The sequence below is a fragment of the Agrobacterium sp. SORGH_AS_0440 genome, assembly GCF_031453135.1.
In the GTDB taxonomy this organism is placed as follows: domain Bacteria; phylum Pseudomonadota; class Alphaproteobacteria; order Rhizobiales; family Rhizobiaceae; genus Agrobacterium; species Agrobacterium pusense.
Genome location: NZ_JAVIYR010000002.1, coordinates 152,075 through 170,707 on the forward strand (window position 1 = coordinate 152,075; position 18,633 = coordinate 170,707).

Annotated in this window: 17 protein-coding genes and 1 pseudogene; 8 read left to right on the top strand and 10 right to left on the bottom strand. The window is 57.9% G+C overall.

Annotated elements, in window-relative coordinates; all coding sequences use genetic code 11:
* Window positions 1–11: 11 nt before the first annotated feature.
* The 7 genes and pseudogenes from QE453_RS09955 to pncB all read left to right on the top strand — a co-directional run bounded on the left by QE453_RS09955 (window position 12) and on the right by pncB (window position 6,864).
* A complete protein-coding gene (locus QE453_RS09955) occupies window positions 12–893 on the top strand; it encodes a LysR family transcriptional regulator (protein ID WP_004439288.1) in 882 nt (293 codons plus the stop codon).
* Window positions 894–1,016: 123 nt separating this feature from the next.
* Window positions 1,017–1,934, top strand: a complete 918-nt coding sequence (locus QE453_RS09960; protein WP_006699764.1) for a DMT family transporter — start codon at window positions 1,017–1,019, stop codon at window positions 1,932–1,934.
* Between the two features lie 279 nt (window positions 1,935–2,213).
* A pseudogene (locus tag QE453_RS09965) lies at window positions 2,214–3,321 on the top strand (DUF475 domain-containing protein).
* A 360-nt stretch (window positions 3,322–3,681) separates the two neighbouring features.
* The gene (locus QE453_RS09970; protein WP_035206798.1) at window positions 3,682–4,026 is read left to right on the top strand and encodes a helix-turn-helix domain-containing protein; all 345 of its coding nucleotides are present in this window, start codon (window positions 3,682–3,684) and stop codon (window positions 4,024–4,026) included.
* Window positions 4,027–4,044: 18 nt separating this feature from the next.
* The gene (locus QE453_RS09975; RefSeq protein ID WP_278067152.1) at window positions 4,045–4,896 is read left to right on the top strand and encodes a C40 family peptidase; all 852 of its coding nucleotides are present in this window, start codon (window positions 4,045–4,047) and stop codon (window positions 4,894–4,896) included.
* Between the two features lie 93 nt (window positions 4,897–4,989).
* Window positions 4,990–5,349 (top strand): hypothetical protein, encoded by a 360-nt coding sequence (locus QE453_RS09980; RefSeq protein ID WP_072493832.1) that lies wholly within the window; start codon window positions 4,990–4,992, stop codon window positions 5,347–5,349.
* Window positions 5,350–5,559: 210 nt separating this feature from the next.
* Window positions 5,560–6,864: a nicotinate phosphoribosyltransferase gene (gene pncB, locus QE453_RS09985; RefSeq protein ID WP_004439297.1), complete on the top strand. Its 1,305-nt coding sequence runs from the start codon at window positions 5,560–5,562 to the stop codon at window positions 6,862–6,864.
* 42 nt (window positions 6,865–6,906) lie between these two features.
* On the opposite strand, the gene QE453_RS09990 is transcribed toward pncB, so the two are convergent.
* Window positions 6,907–8,301 carry a M17 family metallopeptidase gene (locus QE453_RS09990; RefSeq protein WP_022555424.1) on the bottom strand — a complete coding sequence of 465 codons (1,395 nt, stop codon included), beginning with the start codon at window positions 8,299–8,301 and terminating at the stop codon, window positions 6,907–6,909.
* 142 nt (window positions 8,302–8,443) lie between these two features.
* Here QE453_RS09990 and QE453_RS09995 point away from each other — a divergent pair, with 142 nt between their 5' ends.
* Complete coding sequence (locus QE453_RS09995) at window positions 8,444–9,268, top strand: tetratricopeptide repeat protein (protein ID WP_309776991.1); 825 nt, start codon at window positions 8,444–8,446, stop codon at window positions 9,266–9,268.
* A 71-nt stretch (window positions 9,269–9,339) separates the two neighbouring features.
* On the opposite strand, the gene QE453_RS10000 is transcribed toward QE453_RS09995, so the two are convergent.
* The 9 genes from QE453_RS10000 to QE453_RS10040 form a co-directional block, all read right to left on the bottom strand.
* The gene (locus QE453_RS10000) at window positions 9,340–10,326 is read right to left on the bottom strand and encodes a type II secretion system F family protein (protein WP_004439300.1); all 987 of its coding nucleotides are present in this window, start codon (window positions 10,324–10,326) and stop codon (window positions 9,340–9,342) included.
* A gap of 9 nt (window positions 10,327–10,335) precedes the next feature.
* Window positions 10,336–11,340 carry a type II secretion system F family protein gene (locus tag QE453_RS10005; protein WP_004439301.1) on the bottom strand — a complete coding sequence of 335 codons (1,005 nt, stop codon included), beginning with the start codon at window positions 11,338–11,340 and terminating at the stop codon, window positions 10,336–10,338.
* Window positions 11,341–11,355: 15 nt separating this feature from the next.
* Complete coding sequence (locus QE453_RS10010; RefSeq protein ID WP_184285150.1) at window positions 11,356–12,822, bottom strand: CpaF family protein; 1,467 nt, start codon at window positions 12,820–12,822, stop codon at window positions 11,356–11,358.
* A 33-nt stretch (window positions 12,823–12,855) separates the two neighbouring features.
* Entirely contained in the window at window positions 12,856–14,139 is a 1,284-nt protein-coding gene (locus QE453_RS10015; protein ID WP_022555427.1) for a CpaE family protein, read from the bottom strand.
* 34 nt (window positions 14,140–14,173) lie between these two features.
* Window positions 14,174–14,854 (bottom strand): CpaD family pilus assembly protein, encoded by a 681-nt coding sequence (locus tag QE453_RS10020; RefSeq protein ID WP_045533066.1) that lies wholly within the window; start codon window positions 14,852–14,854, stop codon window positions 14,174–14,176.
* Window positions 14,855–14,910: 56 nt separating this feature from the next.
* Window positions 14,911–16,494 carry a type II and III secretion system protein family protein gene (locus QE453_RS10025; RefSeq protein ID WP_244405384.1) on the bottom strand — a complete coding sequence of 528 codons (1,584 nt, stop codon included), beginning with the start codon at window positions 16,492–16,494 and terminating at the stop codon, window positions 14,911–14,913.
* A complete protein-coding gene (gene cpaB, locus QE453_RS10030) occupies window positions 16,491–17,297 on the bottom strand; it encodes a Flp pilus assembly protein CpaB (RefSeq protein ID WP_006699754.1) in 807 nt (268 codons plus the stop codon). The genes QE453_RS10025 and cpaB overlap by 4 nt, the downstream gene beginning before the upstream one ends.
* Before the next feature lie 127 nt (window positions 17,298–17,424).
* Window positions 17,425–17,937, bottom strand: a complete 513-nt coding sequence (locus QE453_RS10035) for a prepilin peptidase (RefSeq protein WP_244405382.1) — start codon at window positions 17,935–17,937, stop codon at window positions 17,425–17,427.
* 106 nt (window positions 17,938–18,043) lie between these two features.
* A complete protein-coding gene (locus tag QE453_RS10040; RefSeq protein WP_207588376.1) occupies window positions 18,044–18,232 on the bottom strand; it encodes a Flp family type IVb pilin in 189 nt (62 codons plus the stop codon).
* Window positions 18,233–18,633 lie beyond the last annotated feature (401 nt).

The following is an 18,633-nucleotide window of genomic DNA, read 5'->3' on the forward strand; positions in this document are numbered from 1 at the left end:
AGGAACGTGGCATGAACTGGGATGATGTACGTTTGTTCCTGAGCGTGGCGCGAAGCGGCCAGTTTCTTTCCGCGGCCAGAAAGCTCGGTGTGAACCACGCCACTCTCAGCCGCCGGGTTTCCGCGCTGGAAGCCGCCATCGGCACCCAGCTCTTCCTGCGCAGCACCAATGGCTGCGAACTGACGGAGGAGGGTCAGCGGCTTCTTGCGAGTGCGGAGCGCATGGAAACTGAAATGCTGAATGCCCAGGCCAATCTTGGTCGCGTCGATACTGCGGTTGCGGGAACGGTGCGCATCGGCGCGCCGGACGGCCTCGGCGTATCCTTCCTCGCGCCAAGGCTTGGCAGACTGACGGCGCGTTATCCGGATCTGAAAATCCAGCTCGTTCCGGTGCCGCGTTCCTTTTCGCTGTCGCAACGTGAGGCCGATATCGCCATCACTATCGAAAGGCCGGAACAGGGCAGGCTGATGTTTTCCAAGCTCACCGATTATTCACTCGGCCTCTATGCCTCGGCGAATTATCTGGCTGACTACGGAACGCCTGATGATGTCGAGGCACTGAAACGCCACCGGCGGATCGGTTACGTGGAGGACCTGATCTTTTCGCCTTCGCTGAACTTCACCGGCGAAATCATGCGTGACTGGGACGCCGCCTTTGAAATCTCAAGCGCTACCGGCCAGACGGAGGCAGTACGATCCGGTGCAGGGATCGGCATCCTGCACAATTACATCGCGGGCCAATATCCCGAACTTATACGGATCATCCCGCATCTCACCATCAGCCGGTCCTATTGGACAGCTTATCACGAATCCGCTCGCCAGTTGGTCCGTGTCCGCACTGTGGTCAATTTTCTCCAGGAACTCGTGGCCGAAGAACGACGCATCTTCACCTGATATCCGAAGCCCCGGCGTAATAGTACTATTAATTGTGCAAACCCGTCCGTTCTGGACTTGACAAAGGACGGCTGGTTGGACGACCAATGCAACCATTGGGAGATCGGAACTGACATGTCGACTATGATAAAAAAGCTTTCGCCGACGGGCCTCGGCGTGGCCGTGATGCTGCTTGGAATGCTGCTGTTTGCGTTGAACGACGCCATGGGAAAATGGCTCGTATCGACCTACAGCCAGGGCCAGGTGATCCTTATCCGAAGCGCCGCGGCGCTGGTCATCCTTGTTCCGATCGTCTGGAGAGCCGGCCTCTCCGGCCTCGTGAAAATCGAGCGGCCCGGCCTTCAGGCGGCGCGCGTCTTTTTCTCCACGGCCGAGCTTTTCTGTTTCTATTTCGCGGTCGCGGCGCTGCCCCTGGCGGACGTCATGACCTATTGGCTCGCGGCGCCGATTTACGTGGCTGCGCTCTCCCCGTTTCTGCTCGGAGAAAAGGTCGGCTGGCGTAGATGGACGGCCATTGGCATCGGTTTTGTCGGCGTTCTCATCGCGCTCAAGCCGAGCTCGGCAAGCCTCACCTCCGCTGCACTCTTTTCTATCCTCGGCAGCGCTGCCTTTGCATTCATGATGTTGTCCGGCCGCCAGCTGCGCAATACGCCCGACACGGTGCTCGCCTTCTGGCAGATCATCGGCGCTGCGCTTGCGGGCATTGTCGCCGTGCTCGTCACGCCATCGGGATGGCTGCCGGTGCAATCCGGTTTTGATCTTGCCTTCCTCGGCCTGCTCGGCGTCGTCGCCATGGCGGCGCATGTGCTGGTCAACCGGGCGCTCAAACTTGCCGATGCTGCAACGGTTGCGCCGCTGCAATATACGCTGCTGCTCTGGGCGGTCATTTTTGGATGGCTGTTCTTCGGCGATGTGCCCCAGACAAGTATCGTGGTCGGCGCGGGCCTGATTGTTCTTTCGGGCCTTTACATCTTCTTTCGCGAAAATACGCTCAAACGCCGTCGCGAAACCGCCGAAGATCTGGCCGCAGAGCAGGTTTGATCTCTGGTTGCAATCACGGGACTTGACGAAGGCGTGATCTTCAGGGAGTAAGAAGGGGCCCTGCGATGATTTGTCTCGCAAGGGCAGAGGAAACAAAGGTGCCGGGCCCCTCTGGCGAGAGTTTTACGGCGCTCTCGTGATGTCGGTACCGCCTGCAAAATTCGCCGGCGGATTAAAAACTATGAAAAACCTGAATGTGCTTCGCGCGCGTGCTTTCTGCGTGCGGCCTGACGCCCCGCGTCGGTCTGCAACCGTCCTCGTAATGAACGGTGACCGGACATGAGCGCTGCCCAGAAAACCACGCTCTCCTACTTCAAGTGGGCTTTTATCGTCACCATCGTCGGTCTCATCCTCGGCGGCTATCTTGGCTGGGAAATGACCGGTACGGTTGGCGGTACCGCGACGATCTTCTTCATCTGCGTCGTCTTGGCGGTGCTGGAAATCTCGCTTTCTTTCGATAACGCCATCGTCAACGCGAACAAGCTGAAGGACATGACGCCGGTCTGGCAGCACCGCTTCCTGACATGGGGCATTCTCATTGCCGTTTTCGGCATGCGTATCGTCTTCCCGCTGCTGATCGTTGTCGTCGCTGCCAATGTCGGTCCCTGGACGGCCATCGTCATGGCGGCAACCCAGCCGGAACGTTATGCGGAAATCATGCAGGATGCCCATCTGCCGATTGCGGCTTTCGGCGGCACCTTCCTGATGATGGTCGGTCTCAACTTCTTCTTTGACCATGAAAAGGACGTGCATTGGGTGCGCTGGATCGAGGAAAAGGCTGCGACCTATTCTTCCGTCAAGGGCATCGAGATCGCCTTCGTGCTTGTTGTCATGCTGATCTTTTCGCGCATCATCGGCGCCAGCGACAACCCGGAACTCGGTCCGGTCGCGGCCAACACGTTCTTCCATTCGGCGATCTGGGGTCTCTTGACCTTCCTGCTGGTAGAAGTTGTCGGCGGCATTCTCGATCGTAGCCAGGAAATGCTGGAAGGGCGCAGCAAAGGGCGGTTTCGGTGCGTTTCTTTATCTCGAAGTGCTTGACGCCAGCTTCTCCTTCGATGGCGTGATCGGTGCCTTTGCGCTGACGCAGAACCTGTTCATCATCGCCATCGGCCTCGGCATCGGCGCCATGTACGTGCGCTCGATGACCATCATGCTGGTCGAGAAAGGAACGCTTGCCGAATATCGCTATCTCGAGCACGGCGCCTTTTATGCGATCCTGATCCTGTCGGTCATCATGTATGTGCAGACCATGGTGCATATACCTGAAGTCATCACGGGCCTTGGCGGCGCAACCCTGATCGGTATCTCGCTCTGGTCGTCGATCCGCTATAATCGGCAGCAGAATGCCGATGCAGTCGATGCCGCACGCGGCGCAGAGATTTGATCCACAATACCCCTGTCTTCCGCCGTCACGGCGGGAGACAGTTTTTAAGCATTGAGTTCGTTCTTGCCTCTTTTTATCGCCATTTACGCCTTGCAAACGCCTTCGCTGCGCGCGTCATTTATCCATTAAGTCACTGATTTAAAATATACTTGTGCGGCGCAGCAAAACTGGCACGATTTCTGCATCTCATCTTGCAAGTCCAGAGGGGACATATGGCCCAAAAACGGGTCAACAATTACCGCCGCGCCGCGCGATCTTTCGGATCTGCGCCGTGCGGCGGTTCTGTTTGTGGGGATGGTTCTTGAGTTTTTCGCGCTGTTGCATGAAAACGATAGGACAACGACTGGAAGGTTTATCGGCTTGCCTGCAGAACTTTCGCCCACGGCCGCCCTCGGGCTCTGGCATCGCGTCTCGATGGCGCAGGTCACGGCCGATGCGCCCGATTTGACCTTGCGTCAGACGGCCATCCTGCTGCAGATTTATCTTGTGCCGCCGCCGCATACCGTGCGCGGCCTCGCCGGCCTGCTGGGCGTGACCAAGCCGGTCATCACCCGCGCGCTCGACAGTCTCGGCGCGCTAGGGCTGGTTGACCGGGCCCGGGATGAGCGGGACAGGCGCAATGTCGTGATAAAGCGCACCGTCGCAGGTGCGCTTTATCTGGAAAAATTCGGCGATCTGATTATTGATCAGGCCCGTAATATCTAACCTCTGGACGTGAACCCCATGATGCTCGACCGCCGCCTGAATGTCTTCCGCTCCGATCTCGCCGACGAAAAACTGCAAGGGGCGGTGCAGGCCGATCGTTTCGTCCGCGGATCTCCCGCACAGGTCGTGGTACCTGTCATCGGCCTGCGGCCCACGCCGGACCTTGTCGCCGGTATCGATACTGAACTGCTGTTCGGCGAGACCCTGCGCGTTTTCGACAGGGCGAACGGCTGGGCCTGGGTGCAGGCGGATGCGGATGGTTATGCGGGTTACGTGCCGGAAACGGCCATTGGTGATGTCGTCGCGGCCACTCACCGTATCGTTGCTCCCCGTACCTTTGTTTATCCTTCGGCCGAACTGCGCAAGCCACCGGTGGCGGCGCTGTCCATGGGCAGCTTGATCCGGATCGTCGGTGAAGAGGAGACCCGTGGCACCCGGTATCTCATGACCGAAAATGGCGAAGGCGTCATTGCCGCCCACTGCCGGACCGTCGATGCTGCCGCTGACGACGACTATGTCGCGGTGGCGTTGCGCTTCATCGAAACCCCCTATCTGTGGGGCGGTCGCTCCGGCTTTGGTATCGATTGTTCAGGCCTCGTACAGCTTTCCATGGCGATGGCGGGCCGGCGGGTGCTGCGCGATACCGACATGCAGGTGAAATCGCTCGGTGTGGAAATAGAGCGGGACGAGTTGCGGCGCGGCGATCTGGTTTTCTGGAAAGGCCATGTCGGGCTGATGGAAAATGAGGAAACGCTGCTGCACGCCAACGGCCATACCATGAATGTCGCGCGCGAAAATCTCGCTGCAGCCATTGAGCGCATCGGTTGGCTTTATGAAAAGCCGACGGCGTTCCGTCGCCTGGAGGACTGAGGGAGCGCTTCACGAAATTGTTCCCGTCTTGCCCTTTGTGCGACAGCCGTCGCCGGCCTACATGCTGTCAATAATGGTACGGGACGGACACTCATGAAGACAAGAACGGCGGCACGATTGGCAGCGATCCTCGCGGCGGTCTTATTGAGCACTTCGGCAGAGGCCCAGACGGTGTTCCAGAACGGTTTTGCCCCGGCACCCGACGCCTATGCCAACCTGCCCGGTGTAAAAGACCCTCGAACGCTCCAACCCAAGGTCCGTTATAACTGCCATAGCGAACTGGGAAGCACCGGATATTCACGTGGGCCCTACCGGACCGTCTTCGGCAGTCGCGGACTTCCCGTCCAGGGTTACCGCTGCACCGATGAAAACGGTATTTCCAGCTTTGGCGGACGTAACCCCGTTTCCAAGGATTGGTACCCCGGCATCAATCCCGTTGATCCGACTTTCTGACGCGGCGTGCCCGTAGCCCCTGGCTGAAAACGATAATGAGGTTGCCGGGAAATCAACGCGCGGGCGGCCTGGTGAGGCATTTGCCGGGCCGGTGCTCTGGACTTGTTGTCGCTTTTTCAGATAAATCTTCCGCATGACGGGTTGATACCTGCCAGGGTGCGGATTGACATCGGCTATTCTGACCTTTGGCCGATACTGGGGAATGCAAGTATGACGAAGACCGATATAGCCACCCGTGTCCACAATCATACCTGGAAACTTGACCCGATCGTCCGCAGCCTGATCGATACGGATTTCTACAAGCTGTTGATGTTGCAGATGATCTGGAAGCTTTATCCGGAAGTCGACGCGACGTTTTCACTGATCAACCGCACCAAGACGGTGCGGCTGGCCGAGGAGATCGACGAGATGGAGCTGCGCGAACAGCTCGATCATGCGCGTACTCTGCGTCTTTCCAAAAAAGAGAATATCTGGCTTGCGGGTAACACGTTTTACGGCCGCTCGCAGATTTTCGAGCCGGAATTTCTCTCCTGGCTATCAAGCTATCAGCTGCCGGAATATGAGCTTTTCAAGCGCGACGGGCAGTACGAGCTGAATTTCCACGGCCGCTGGATGGATACGACGCTCTGGGAAATCCCGGCGCTCGCCATCATCAACGAGTTGCGTTCGCGTAGCGCCATGCGCTCGCTCGGTTATTTCACGCTGGATGTTCTCTATGCCCGCGCAAAGGCCAAGATGTGGGAGAAGGTTGAGCGGCTGCGGGAACTGCCGGGCCTGCGCATTTCCGATTTCGGCACCCGCCGCCGCCATAGCTTTCTGTGGCAGCGCTGGTGCGTCGAGGCGTTGAAGGAAGGCATCGGGCCGGCCTTTACCGGTACGAGCAACGTGCTGCTCGCCATGGATTCGGACCTTGAAGCCGTCGGGACCAACGCGCATGAACTGCCGATGGTGGTCGCGGCGCTGGCGCAGACGGATGAGGAGCTGGCTGCCGCGCCCTATCAGGTTCTGAAGGACTGGAACCGGCTTTATGGTGGCAACCTGCTGATTGTTCTGCCCGACGCCTTCGGCACGGCGGCGTTTCTGCGCAATGCGCCGGAATGGGTGGCTGACTGGACGGGTTTCCGCCCGGACAGCGCACCGCCGATCGAGGGTGGCGAGAAGATCATCGAGTGGTGGCAGAAGATGGGTCGGGACCCGCGCAAGAAGATGCTGATCTTCTCCGATGGCCTCGATGTCGATGCCATCATCGACACTTACAGGCATTTCGAAGGCCGCGTTCGCATGAGCTTCGGCTGGGGCACCAACCTCACAAATGATTTTGCTGGCTGCGCGCCAAAAACCATCGCCAGCCTCAAGCCGATCTCCATCGTCTGCAAGGTCAGCGACGCCAATGGCCGGCCGGCTGTGAAACTCTCGGACAATCCGCAAAAAGCAACCGGTGAACCGGCCGAAGTGGAGCGTTACCTGAAATTCTTCGGCCAGGAAGATCACAAGGAACAGAAGGTTCTGGTTTGATCAAAGCGGGGCGCTCCGGTCGACGAAGCACCCCTAAAGCCGCTATTTCGTGAACTGATGTGCGATATAATGGAAGAGGGCGCGAATACCCTGCGCTTCTCCACCGATCGATGAGTGGTGCCTTTCACTCAGCGACCAGCCGTAAATATCGAAATGCGCCCAGCGCCGGGTGTTGGTCACGAAACGCTTGAGAAACAGCGCGGCGGTGATCGATCCGCCCATGCCGCCGGAAGGCGCATTGGTAATATCGGCCGCGCGCGAGCGAATGTCCTTGTCGTATCCCATATAGAGCGGCATGCGCCACAGCGGATCGTCGGTATCGATGCTGGCTTCAGCGATGTCGTGGGCCAGATCGTCGTCGTCGGTGTAGAAGGGCGGCAGATCGGGACCGAGCGCGACGCGGGCGGCGCCGGTCAATGTTGCCATGTCGATCATCAGGTCTGGCGCGTCCTCATCGGCATAGGCCAGAGCGTCCGCCAGAACGAGGCGGCCTTCCGCATCGGTATTGTCGATCTGCACCGTCAGCCCCTTGCGGCTCCGGTAAATGTCGCCGGGACGAAAGGCGTTGGAAGAGATGGAGTTTTCGACGGCGGGCACGAGGACGCGCAGGTCGACCGGCAGCTTCGCGTCCATGATCATCAGCGCCAGGCCAAGGACATTGGCGGCGCCGCCCATGTCCTTCTTCATCAGGGCCATGGACGCTGCGGGTTTTATATCGAGACCGCCGGTGTCGAAGCACACGCCCTTGCCAACAAGCGTCAGACGCGGATTACCCTTTTTACCCCAGTTCATTTCCAGAAGGCGTGGTGCGCTTTCGCTGGCGCGGCCGACGGCGTGGATGAGGGGGAAGTTTTCCTTCAGCAGGTCGTCGCCGGTGGTCACCTTCACCTTCGCCTTGTAATGGGCGGCAAGGCCCCGGAAAGCGATCTCCAGCTCATCCGGTCCCATGTCGTTGGCAGGCACATTGATGAGATCGCGCGCGAGGAAGACGCCCGCGAGAATGCGCTTGATCTCGCCGTCTTCGGCATCCTGGGGAATGAGCAGCTTCGCCCCGCTGGTTTTGGTGGTCTTGTATTTGTCGAAGCGGTAGCTGCCGAGGCCGAAACCGAGAGCGAGGCGATTGGCCGTCAGTGGTGCGGTCTCGATGTGCCACTCGCCTTCAGGCAGTTCGCGGGCGAGTTTACCGGTGATGAACGGGATTTCAGAGGGATTGCCGCCAAGGCCGAGAAGCACGCCGCCGAGCGAACCATCGGCAGAGGGAACGAGCAGGATGGCACCGGCCTCGGCCTTGAACCCTGCTTTCTTTGCCCAGTCCAGAGCGACGGGGTCAATGGCGCCCTGCTCGATGTGGGCGGGCGTGACTGCGAAAACCGGCAGTGTACTGCCTGCCTTTGAGCTGAAAGGGGTCGGGCGTTCGATGAACTGATAGGGCGCCATTATATGCTTCCGTAAATGTCGAGAATCGGTGCGATTAACGCTCTGTTAGGGTTAACAGATTATTGCTTAAGCGAAAGTTGCGTCATGTGAGTCTGTCGTTTGTCGGGCGCAAGATTGATCATTCTTGGGCGAGGGCGCTGCCATGACTGCTTTTTCTTTGGCTGAGACAGGCCGGACAGGGTTGCTGCGGGGCGCGTGTTTTGCCGCATTGGTTCTTGCGGTTTCTGGATGTGCAAGCACCAACAAACCGGACCGGATGTCTACCGGCTCCATTCCCGCCGCCGCGCGCTCCTATGATCACATGAACATGGACCAGCTTCGCCAGGCGGAAGAAACCGCCGGCAAAGCCTATGAACGAAATCCCAAGGACAAGTCGGTGGGCATGAATTATGCCAGCGTCTTGATGATGACGGGCAAGAACACGCAGGCTCTTGCAGTCATGCAGCAGATAGCCATCGCCAATCCCGCCGACCGCGACGTGCTTGCCGCGTATGGCAAGGCACAGGCGGCTGCGGGACAGCTGGAGCAGGCGCTTTCAACCATTCAGCGGGCGCAGACACCCGATCGACCCGATTGGCGCCTCTACTCGGCCGAAGGCGCGGTGCTTGACCAGCTTGGACGTTCGAGCGAAGCCCGCGCCCGCTATCGGCAGGCGCTTGATCTGAAGCCGAACGATCCGAGCGTGCTTTCAAATCTGGGCATGTCCTATGTGCTGTCGAGCGATCCGCGCACTGCCGAAACCTACCTGCAATCGGCCATCGCCCAGCCTGGCGCCGACAGCCGCGTTCGCCAGAACCTCGCGCTCGTTGTCGGCCTCCAGGGTCGCTTCGCCGAAGCAGAGCGTATTGCGGTACAGGAACTCTCGCCGCAGCAGGCTCAGGCAAACCTGACTTATCTGCGGGCAATGCTGTCCCAGCAAAATTCCTGGCAGCAGCTCGCAAAAAAAGACGGAAAGCCGGCGGGCTGATGCTTCGCGCGATGCCGCGTCCCTATATCCGGAACTTGACGCGTCGCCGCGAAATTCGGGCGAAATGTTTTTCAGAACGTGTCCAGCACGCGGATGATGGCAGGGCCTAGAATGACGGCGATGAGGACCGGCAGGAAAAATACAATCATCGGCACGGTGAGCTTCGGCGGTAGTGCAGCCGCTTTTTTCTCCGCTTCGTTCATGCGTTCGTCGCGGCCTTCCTGTGCGAGAACGCGCAGCGCCTGAGCGAGCGGCGTTCCGTACCGTTCCGCCTGAATAAGCGCTTGCACGACGCTTTTCACGGCTTCGAGCTGTGTTCGCGTGCCGAAATTCTCGAGAGCGACCCGCCGGTCTTGCAGGAACGACAGTTCCGCCGTCGTCAGCATCATTTCTTCAGCCAGTTCGGGTGACTGCTCACCCATTTCCTCTGCCACGCGGCGCATCGCGGCCTCCATGGACACGCCGGATTCGATGCAGATCAGCATGAGGTCGAGCGCATCCGGCCAGGCTTTCTTGATCGACGCCTGCCGTTTGTTCATGCGGTTCGACACATAGATATTGGGAGCATAGAAACCGATATAGCCGAACAGCAACACAGCCATCAGCCGGACGATGAAGGCTTTGTCGGAGAGATTGCCGAGCACGAAGATCCAGGTGAAGGCTACGGCCAGAAAAATGAAAGGCAGGATGAAGCGGGCGGCGAGAAACGTGTTGAACGCGTTTTGGGAACGAAGCCCTGCTGCCCGCAGCTTGTTCATCGTGTTCTTGTCCGCAAGCGCTTCCTGGAGGTTGAATTTCTCCACGATGCGCCGGGCGGACTTGTTATTGTTGCCGCGCAAGGAGGTTTTGCCTTCCCTGGTAACGGTCGCAAGCCGCTCGCGCTCGCGGCTGCGGATGAGATCGCGTTCCGACGACACGGCTTTCATGCGTTTGGCGAAATCCTTCCGCTCGAAAACCGGCATGATGAGCGTATAAAGGGTGGCGAAAACCGCCAGCGTCACCAGAACGGCGACGATCGTTTGCGGATTGGTGAGGCTCGAAAGAAAACTCCCGCTCATTCTGCGCCCTCAAATATCGAAATTGATCATTTGGCGCATGATGAATATCCCGATCAACATCCAGACGGCCGACGCCCCAAGAATGATATGGCCGCGAATATCGGTAAAAAGCACCGATAGATATTCCGGCGAGGTAAAGTGCACCAGCATCATGACGACAAAGGGCAGCGAGCCGATGATGACCGCAGACGCCTTTGCCTCCATCGAAAGTGCATTCACCTTGGCACGCATCTTCTTGCGGTCGCGCAGAACTTTTGAAAGGTTCGACAGCGCTTCGGAGAGGTTGCCGCCGGCCTGCGCCTGAATGTTGATGACGGTGCTGAAAAAGCTCACTTCGAAAAGCGGCATTGTCAGCATCATGCGCTCGATCGCCTGGGGTATGCCGATGCCGACCTGCTGCGCGTCGACAACCCGCTGGAACTCCGTTTTCACCGGCTCCTGGCCGTCAGATGCGATCAATCGCACCGCGTCGTTCAACGGCAAGCCGGATTTGATCGAGCGACACATGACATCAAGTGCGTTGGGAAACTCTTCGAGGAATTTTTTCTGCCGGCGCTTGAGGAGGAACGCCAGTGCCCAGCGCGGCAGCCCCAGCGCGATAACGGCGCCTATCGGTAGGGCGATAAGCAATGACAGGCCATAAAGAAGTGCGATGAGGGTGGCAAAGCCCGCCGCGCCGACGCTCAGCAGCTGAAACTGTCGCAGGGACAGCGTCAGCCCCGCCTGAACGAGCTTTTCGCGCAAACCGACATTTTTGGCCTTTTTTGCCCTCTCATTTTGTTTTTTTTCCATTTCCCGCAGGTTGTCCTGCATGGATTTACGGCGTTTGCTGAGCTCATGCACGCGGTCACGTGCGGCTTTGATGTTGGTGTGGTCCGTCTCCGCGGCCTGGACCCGCTTGAAGCGGCTGGTGGTCTTTTTTTCGACCTCTATCTGCTGGAAAAGAAAAGCGTAAGCGAGCGCGCCCGCCGAAACGGCGACGAGTGCGGCCAATAAGAGGATTGTCGGGTCCATGGCGGTCGCTTTCCCTTAGGAGGTCTTTTCCATTTCATCGAGCGCGGCGGCCAGGCGTTTTTCCTCGCCATAATAGCGTGCACGGTCCCAGAAATGGGGTTTGCTGATGCCCGTCGATACATGTCTGCCGATCAGTTTGCCGTTGGCATCCTCACCTTCGATTTCGTATCGCATCAAATCCTGAGTGACGATGACGTCGCCTTCCATGCCGATCACTTCCGTGATCTGGGTTATCCGGCGTGAACCATCACGCAGGCGCTGCGCCTGAATGACGACATCGATCGATCCCGAGATGATTTCACGCACGGTTTTGGCCGGCAGGGTGAAGCCGCCCATGGCGATCATGGATTCGATGCGGCTGAGGCACTCGCGTGGTGTATTGGCGTGCAGCGTTCCCATTGAACCGTCATGGCCGGTATTCATCGCCTGGAGCAGGTCGAATACCTCCGGTCCGCGCACTTCGCCGACGATGATGCGTTCCGGCCGCATGCGAAGGCAGTTCTTGACGAGATCCCTCATCGTGATCTCACCTTCCCCTTCGATGTTCGGAGGCCGCGTTTCGAGTCTGACGACATGCGGTTGCTGCAGCTGCAGTTCGGCGGTGTCTTCGCAGGTAATGACGCGCTCATCCCTGTCGATGAAGCTCGTCAGGCAATTGAGAAGCGTGGTCTTGCCGGAGCCGGTGCCGCCCGAGATGACGACGTTGCAGCGGACACGACCGATGATCTTGAGCAGTGTCGCGCCTTCGGGTGTGATCGCACCGAAACGCACGAGCTGGTCGAGCGTAAGCTTGTCCTTCTTGAATTTTCGGATTGTCAGCGCCGGGCCGTCGATGGCGAGCGGCGGCGCGATGACGTTGACGCGCGAGCCGTCCGGCAGGCGGGCGTCGCATATGGGGCTCGATTCATCCACACGCCGGCCCACCTGGCTGACGATGCGCTGGCAGATGGAAAGCAATTGCGCGTTGTCGCGGAAGCGGATGTCGGATTCGATGGTCTTGCCGCCGACTTCGATGAAGGTCTGGCCCGAACCATTGACCATGATATCGGCGATATCGTCGCGGGCAAGAAGGGGCTCAAGCGGCCCATAACCGAGAACGTCATTGCAGATGTCTTCAAGCAGTTCTTCCTGCTCGGCAATCGACATTGCGAAATTCTTGATCGTGATGATGTCGTTGACGATATCGCGAATTTCCTCGCGCGCGCTTTCCGCATCAAGTTTGGCGAGCTGCGAAAGGTCGATCGTATCGATGAGCGCGGAAAATACCTGGCCCTTGGTATTGTAATAATCCTCCGTGCGGGCGCGCTTTTTTTGCGCCGGCTGCGTTACCGCCATCTGTCGCGCTACGGGTGATTGGCCCGGCTCGAGCGTGTCGATGGAGAGAGCGCGGGGCTCGGGCGCCGCCACCTGCATGGGGACAGGTGCGACGGGATCCGGCTTCGTGCTTCTGGCTGGGCCCTCGGCCCCGCGTTTTCCGAACATCGGCGTTTCCGTCAATAGGCGCGGAGGGAATCCCTACTTGCGCTTGAGAATATTCTTAAGTCTGTCCAGACCGCCGCGCCGGCTTTTGCGCAGCACCGTGCGACCGGTGATGGTATGGGCAATTTGCGAGAAGGTTTCTGCGATCTGGGATTTTTCATCCATTTCGCTAATCATGCGTCCGCTGTTTGCGGCGTTTCCAAACAATTGCGCCTCGAATGGAATGATCGCAATCGGCTCGATTTCCAGCGGGTCGAAAAAATCCGCCGGAGCGATTTCGGGTCGCTTCGGCATGCCCACCTGGTTGAGGATGAGATGCGGCAATTTATCGTTGGGGCGCAGTTTTATCAGCGCGTCGAACAGGTTCTTGGTGTTGCGAAGATTCGCAAGATCCGGAACCGCGGTGATGACGACCTCATCCGCTTCCGCAAGCACAGCCCTTGTCCAGTCGCACCATTGGTGGGGAAGGTCGAGGACGGCGACGGGGGCGCTACGCTGCAAAACCTCAAGGATCGGCAGAAAGGCCTGGCGGTCTAGATCGTAAGTCCGGTCAAGAAGCGACGGTGCCGCGAGCAGCGATAGGTGATCGGAGCATTTCGTCAAAAGGCGGTCGAGAAATACCTCATCCAGCCGCTCCGGCGAGAAAACCGCTTCCGCCATGCCCTGGGCCGGATCCTGATCGAAATCGATATTGGCTGTGCCATAAGCCAGATCCATGTCGGCGAGAATGGTTTCCGTCGAAAACAGGGTCGAGATGCCGAAGGCGCAATTATGTGCGACCGTCGAGGAGCCCACCCCACCTTTGGCGCCAATGAAGGCGATGTTGCGGCCAAGCGGCTCCGCTTCGGGGTCGACGAAGATCGCGGCGATCGAAGCCAGAAGATCGGCCATGTTGACCGGGGCGACCAGATATTCGGAAATACCGTTGCGGATGAGGTCGCGATAGAGCGTTATGTCATTGTGGCGGCCGACAATGATGACACGGGTGGAGGGGTCGCAAACCTCCGCGAGAGGAGCAAGATCATCCAGCAGCGAAGCCGGCGCGCTTGCCGTCTCCAGAATGATGAGATTTGGCGTAGGCGAGGCAGAGAACATCGTGGCCGCAGCGTTGATGTCACCCTTCGTCACCCGCAATGTTACCTTGCTCATGCGCCTGTCACCGGACAATGCGTCCATGACGCCCTGCATGTTGTCGCTGACGCAGAAGGCGTGGATGGAGATGCGTGGCAGGGGCCGCAGGCGGTCCATATCGGAGGTGCGCACCGGCTGCAGGGTGTCTGCTCCGTCGCTTGACTTGATGTCGTATTCTACAGCGCTCATCGTCTTTCCTGCCGTGACAATTGTTGGGACCGCATCAGTTTGCGGTGGCCGTGTTCTTGCCGTTACGATACGTATCGATAACCACTGCGCGGCGCTCGGCATCGATGGGGCTCATGCCGCGCGGGCCGACCAGATCCATCGGATTGGCGACTTGAGCCGCGAGATTGCTTTGCGAAGCGCACCCGAAATTGTACCAGTTCTTGTTGGCGAAGGTGTTGTCCGAAAGGTCTTCCGGCCATTGGCCGCATTGCCCGGTCATGGCGGTGACGGCCACATAGCTCAAACGAATGGGAGCAGCATCGCCATTCGGGGAGGCGGCGTAGCGCGTTTCCATGATCTTGCCCGAAGAAACTCCGGCGCCGGAAAGCGTCGAGCGGATCTGTTTCGCCATTTTTGATGCGGTCGCCGAATTGGCGGACCCCGACGGCACCTGGATATTGACGATGCCGGTCGACATGGACGCGTAGTTCTGGGCAAACCCGCGGACATTGTCCGCCACTGCCGTGGTCAGCCGGCTGTCGCCTGCCGAAACCGGAATGTCCAGCGAATGTTCCGCTTCCGAGAGCGTGATGGGATGGCGGGTGCGATAGTCGTCAGGAATGGCATTGGTCGTCAAAGGGTCACGCGCGCAGCCCTGCAGAAGGCCGGCGGTGAGCGCAACCATGGCGACGAGACCGGCGCGTTTGATGGACAAAAAGGAAGAGGTTTCCTGCATGATGTTTCCTGCCCCCGCCGGGCTTGCTCTGAAGAGGGGATTTCGTGCGCGTTTGGTCATTTGTAGATAAACCCCACCGATCCCTGATAAGGAGCCGCCTGAACCTGGTCCTTGCGGCCATAGACCTTGTTGACGCGGTTCATGAAATACATGGCTGCATCGTTTTCCGGATTGAAGTTGTCATCCGGCCGGGCGATCTGGTTGCGCGCGACCGGGCGCACCAGATAGGGCGTTGCAATGATGACAAGTTCCGTTTCGTTGCGAAGGAAGTCCTTGCTGCGGAAAAGCGTGCCGAAGATCGGAACCTTTGAAATGCCCGGAAGCCCCGACATGGCCTGGCGGATATTATCCTGGACCAAGCCGGCGATGACGATCGAGCCGCCCGATGGGAGTTCGACGGTTGTCGAGGTCTCGCGCTTGCGGATCGACATATAAGTCGAACCTGGGATGTTCCGGCCTGCATTTCCGGTTACCACGTTACCTTCATAGGTAGGCTCGGAAACATTGGTCTCGATCTTGAGGCTGATCCGTCCTGGCGAAAGCACGACCGGCCGGAAATTCAAGGTTATGCCGTAGTCGACCGTGTCGGTCGTGCGCGTTATGGTCTGCTGGCCCGTATCCTTGTCGATGGTGACTTCCTGTTCCGCAGGCAGACGGAAATCGCCCCCGACATAGAACTTTGCCTGCTCGCCGGAAATGGCGGTGAGGCTGGGTTCGGCCAGCGTGCGTACGACACCGGCCTGCTCCATGGCATTGAGATAGGTGGCAAAGTTGAGCGAACCGGAACCGATCGCGCCGCTGGCGATCCGCGAGGCGCCGCTGATTGCATTTCCAAGATTGGACGGATTTGCGAATTCGAAGCCGTTATTGCTTGTCGAACTGCTGATGGAGCCATTGAAACCCAGCTGTTTCAGCACCTGCCGGCTGACCTCGGCGACGGTAACCTTCAGCGTTACCTGATCTTCGCCTTCGATCGTCAGCATATTGACGATTTGCGATACCTGGCGGTTTTCGGCAAAAATTGCGGCGTCTCCGCCATTGTCGCCACCTGTCAGCGATATGTTACGGGTGGTGGCTTCACCACCCTTCAGAAAGGCTTCGGCAAGCTGTACTGCCCGTGCCGAGTCCTGCGGTGTACGAACCGTTCCCGTCAAAACGATATTGTCTGAAACAATTTCGACCTTGATGTCGGAGTCGGGAATAAAGCGGCGAATATTGGTCTCCAGCCCGACGATATCGCGCTCCACCTCGAGATCGAGGCTGACGATTTCACGGCCACTATCGCCGAAAATGAAAATATTGGTCTGCCCCACCGTTTTTCCGAAGAGATAGATTCGTCTCGACGTGCGGGTCACGGCATCGGCAAGGCTGGGGTCAGCAACGAGAATATCATGGGCGTCCTCGGGCAGGTCGATGACCAAAGCCTTGTTGAGGCCGAGTTTCAGGCGTTTGCGAACGCCCGAGCCACTCTCGGTGATGCGCACGATGTTGGCGCTTTGTGCCGCGGCCTCGCCGAGACGCAGAAATTCGGGCGAATGCGGGCCTGGAATGCCTGAAAAAGCCACGCAGAATGCAAGTCCGCCCAGCATCGATGAACGCAGGTGTTTTTTAACGCGCTTTGCCATGAACCCCCCGGTCATTGTGATGCTCCCTGATTGCCCTTGACGATTGAACCGGATTTGATCACCTGAATTTCCGGTTGGCCGGAGCCGCCGTTGAGAAGATAGCCCGCCGAAAGCGTGTCGTTTTCCTGTGCATCGGCGATCGAGCGCAGGGCGAGAGTGAGGCGATCCGCCATCTGCTGCGCCACCGTTATGATCTTCGCCTGCTCAGGCGTCAGTTCCAGTGTGGCCGTTGCGCCCACGACGGCGGAAATCCCGTCTTCGCCTTCCTTGATCTGCTGGTCGATCGCGAGAACCCGGACATTGTTCAAAACATTTTCGGTCAGGAAGTTTCCGTTCTCACCCTTGCGAACCATGATGACGTCAACACGGTCATTGGGCAGTACGAAGCCGCCCGCGCCGGTTGAAACGGAAATTTCCGTGGCGACGGCGCGTTTTCCTGCCGGCAGAAGCGATGACATGATGCGGGTACTGGAATCGACGACTTTTTCCGGCCGCACCGGTTCCCCCTCGAACAGGGGCAACCGCACGACGGCGCCGGTGAGTTCGGTGATTGCGTTTGGGTTTTTGGCTTCGGTTATGAAGCTGTCGACGACATTGCCCTGCGGCCAGGGCGTCCAGCGCACCGAGCTGTCATTCAGACGGCTGCCGACGGGTAAATTGACCGAGGAAACGAGAACGTTGACCGTCGGCTCTTTCTGGATGATCGTTTCCGCCTTTTCGATAACCTGTTTTGCACCGGAAATCTGCATGGCGACAAGACCGGCAAGGCCGGCTGCAACCAGGGCAACGGAGAGAATGACGATACGCGACGGTTTCATGCTCGATCCTTGATGGAATCAGATTCTTCTCCCGTCAGGATGGCGCGTCATTGGTATAATTATGGTTAATATTATACTTGGGTTTGTGGTTAACGAGCCTTTAATTTCGGTCCTTGAAGTAATTCATTCAAAGAAGACCGGCGATGGCGGCCTTTACCATCGGTGCTTCACCGTATGTCAGAAGTCCGGCAATGGCGATACCGATCCCATAGGGGATCTTCTTTGCCACCATCAGTGAATCTGGGATAGGAATGCCTATCGCCATTATTTCCTGTGAGCGGGATCGCAAAAGCAGGATGCCAAGTGTCAACACACCGCCGATGAAGGTCACTGCGAGCAGAAATTCTATGAGGGAGATGTTGAAGCCGTACCACACGGCAGCGGCCGTCAGAAGCTTGGCATCTCCTCCACCCATGACATTGGCGGCGAAAAGCGCAAAACAGGCAAAAAATACAATAGCGGCGGCCGCGAGGCTCATGGCAAAAGTATGCCAGTCCATTCCGGAAAAAGGGGCTATGACCACAAAAGACGATAGCAGGAAAAGTGTTATCCTGTTCGGTATCGTCATGCTGAAGAGATCATTCAGAGCCGCAAAAGCGAGGCAAAAAGGCAATATCAGGAAAATTGCAGCGACTACCACGACCATCTCCTCGTGCTGCTTTTCACGGCAGCTACTCTATCGAAGGTATTCATAAAAAAGACACGCCGCCTCAAGGGCGGCGTGTCCACTTCTGATTCAGTAACGCTTAGTTTGTTGGGGCAGGCGCATTGGCGTTGATTCTCTGAGAAAGAGCGGTGAAGAAAGCATTGAGCCGCGTACCAACGGCCGAAGCGCCGCCGATGATTGCAACGGAAATAAGCGCGGCGATCAGGCCATATTCAATTGCCGTAGCGCCGGATTCGTCCTTGAGGAAACGAGCGAAAATCTTGGTCATGAGTATCTCCTAACTCTTGTGTAGTTCAGCACGCCGACAACTGTTCTCCGTTGTTCGGTTGCCTTCAAACTACAGACGAGCGATTTCCAAGCGCTTAAAAAAAACGATTAACTCAAAGTAAACGGCAGGATGAGTTTCCTTTGGTAAATAAATATGAAAAGTATTTAATGTATTTCTATATTTGCTTATAAACAAACTTCTTCTGTCGAAGGGCTGTTCTCATTTTGGGAAAACGGGTTCCTCAATGAGACACAGATGTTCAGTTATGATGCGGGGCGGCGCAGGTCGTGAATGCCAGGAATTATGCATGGTTACCGTGCGCATCACGCATTTTCGTCACTTAACGCTTCATTCACTAAAACCACGCATTCTTTGACGCGGTAAACTGCTGGTTAGTGAGC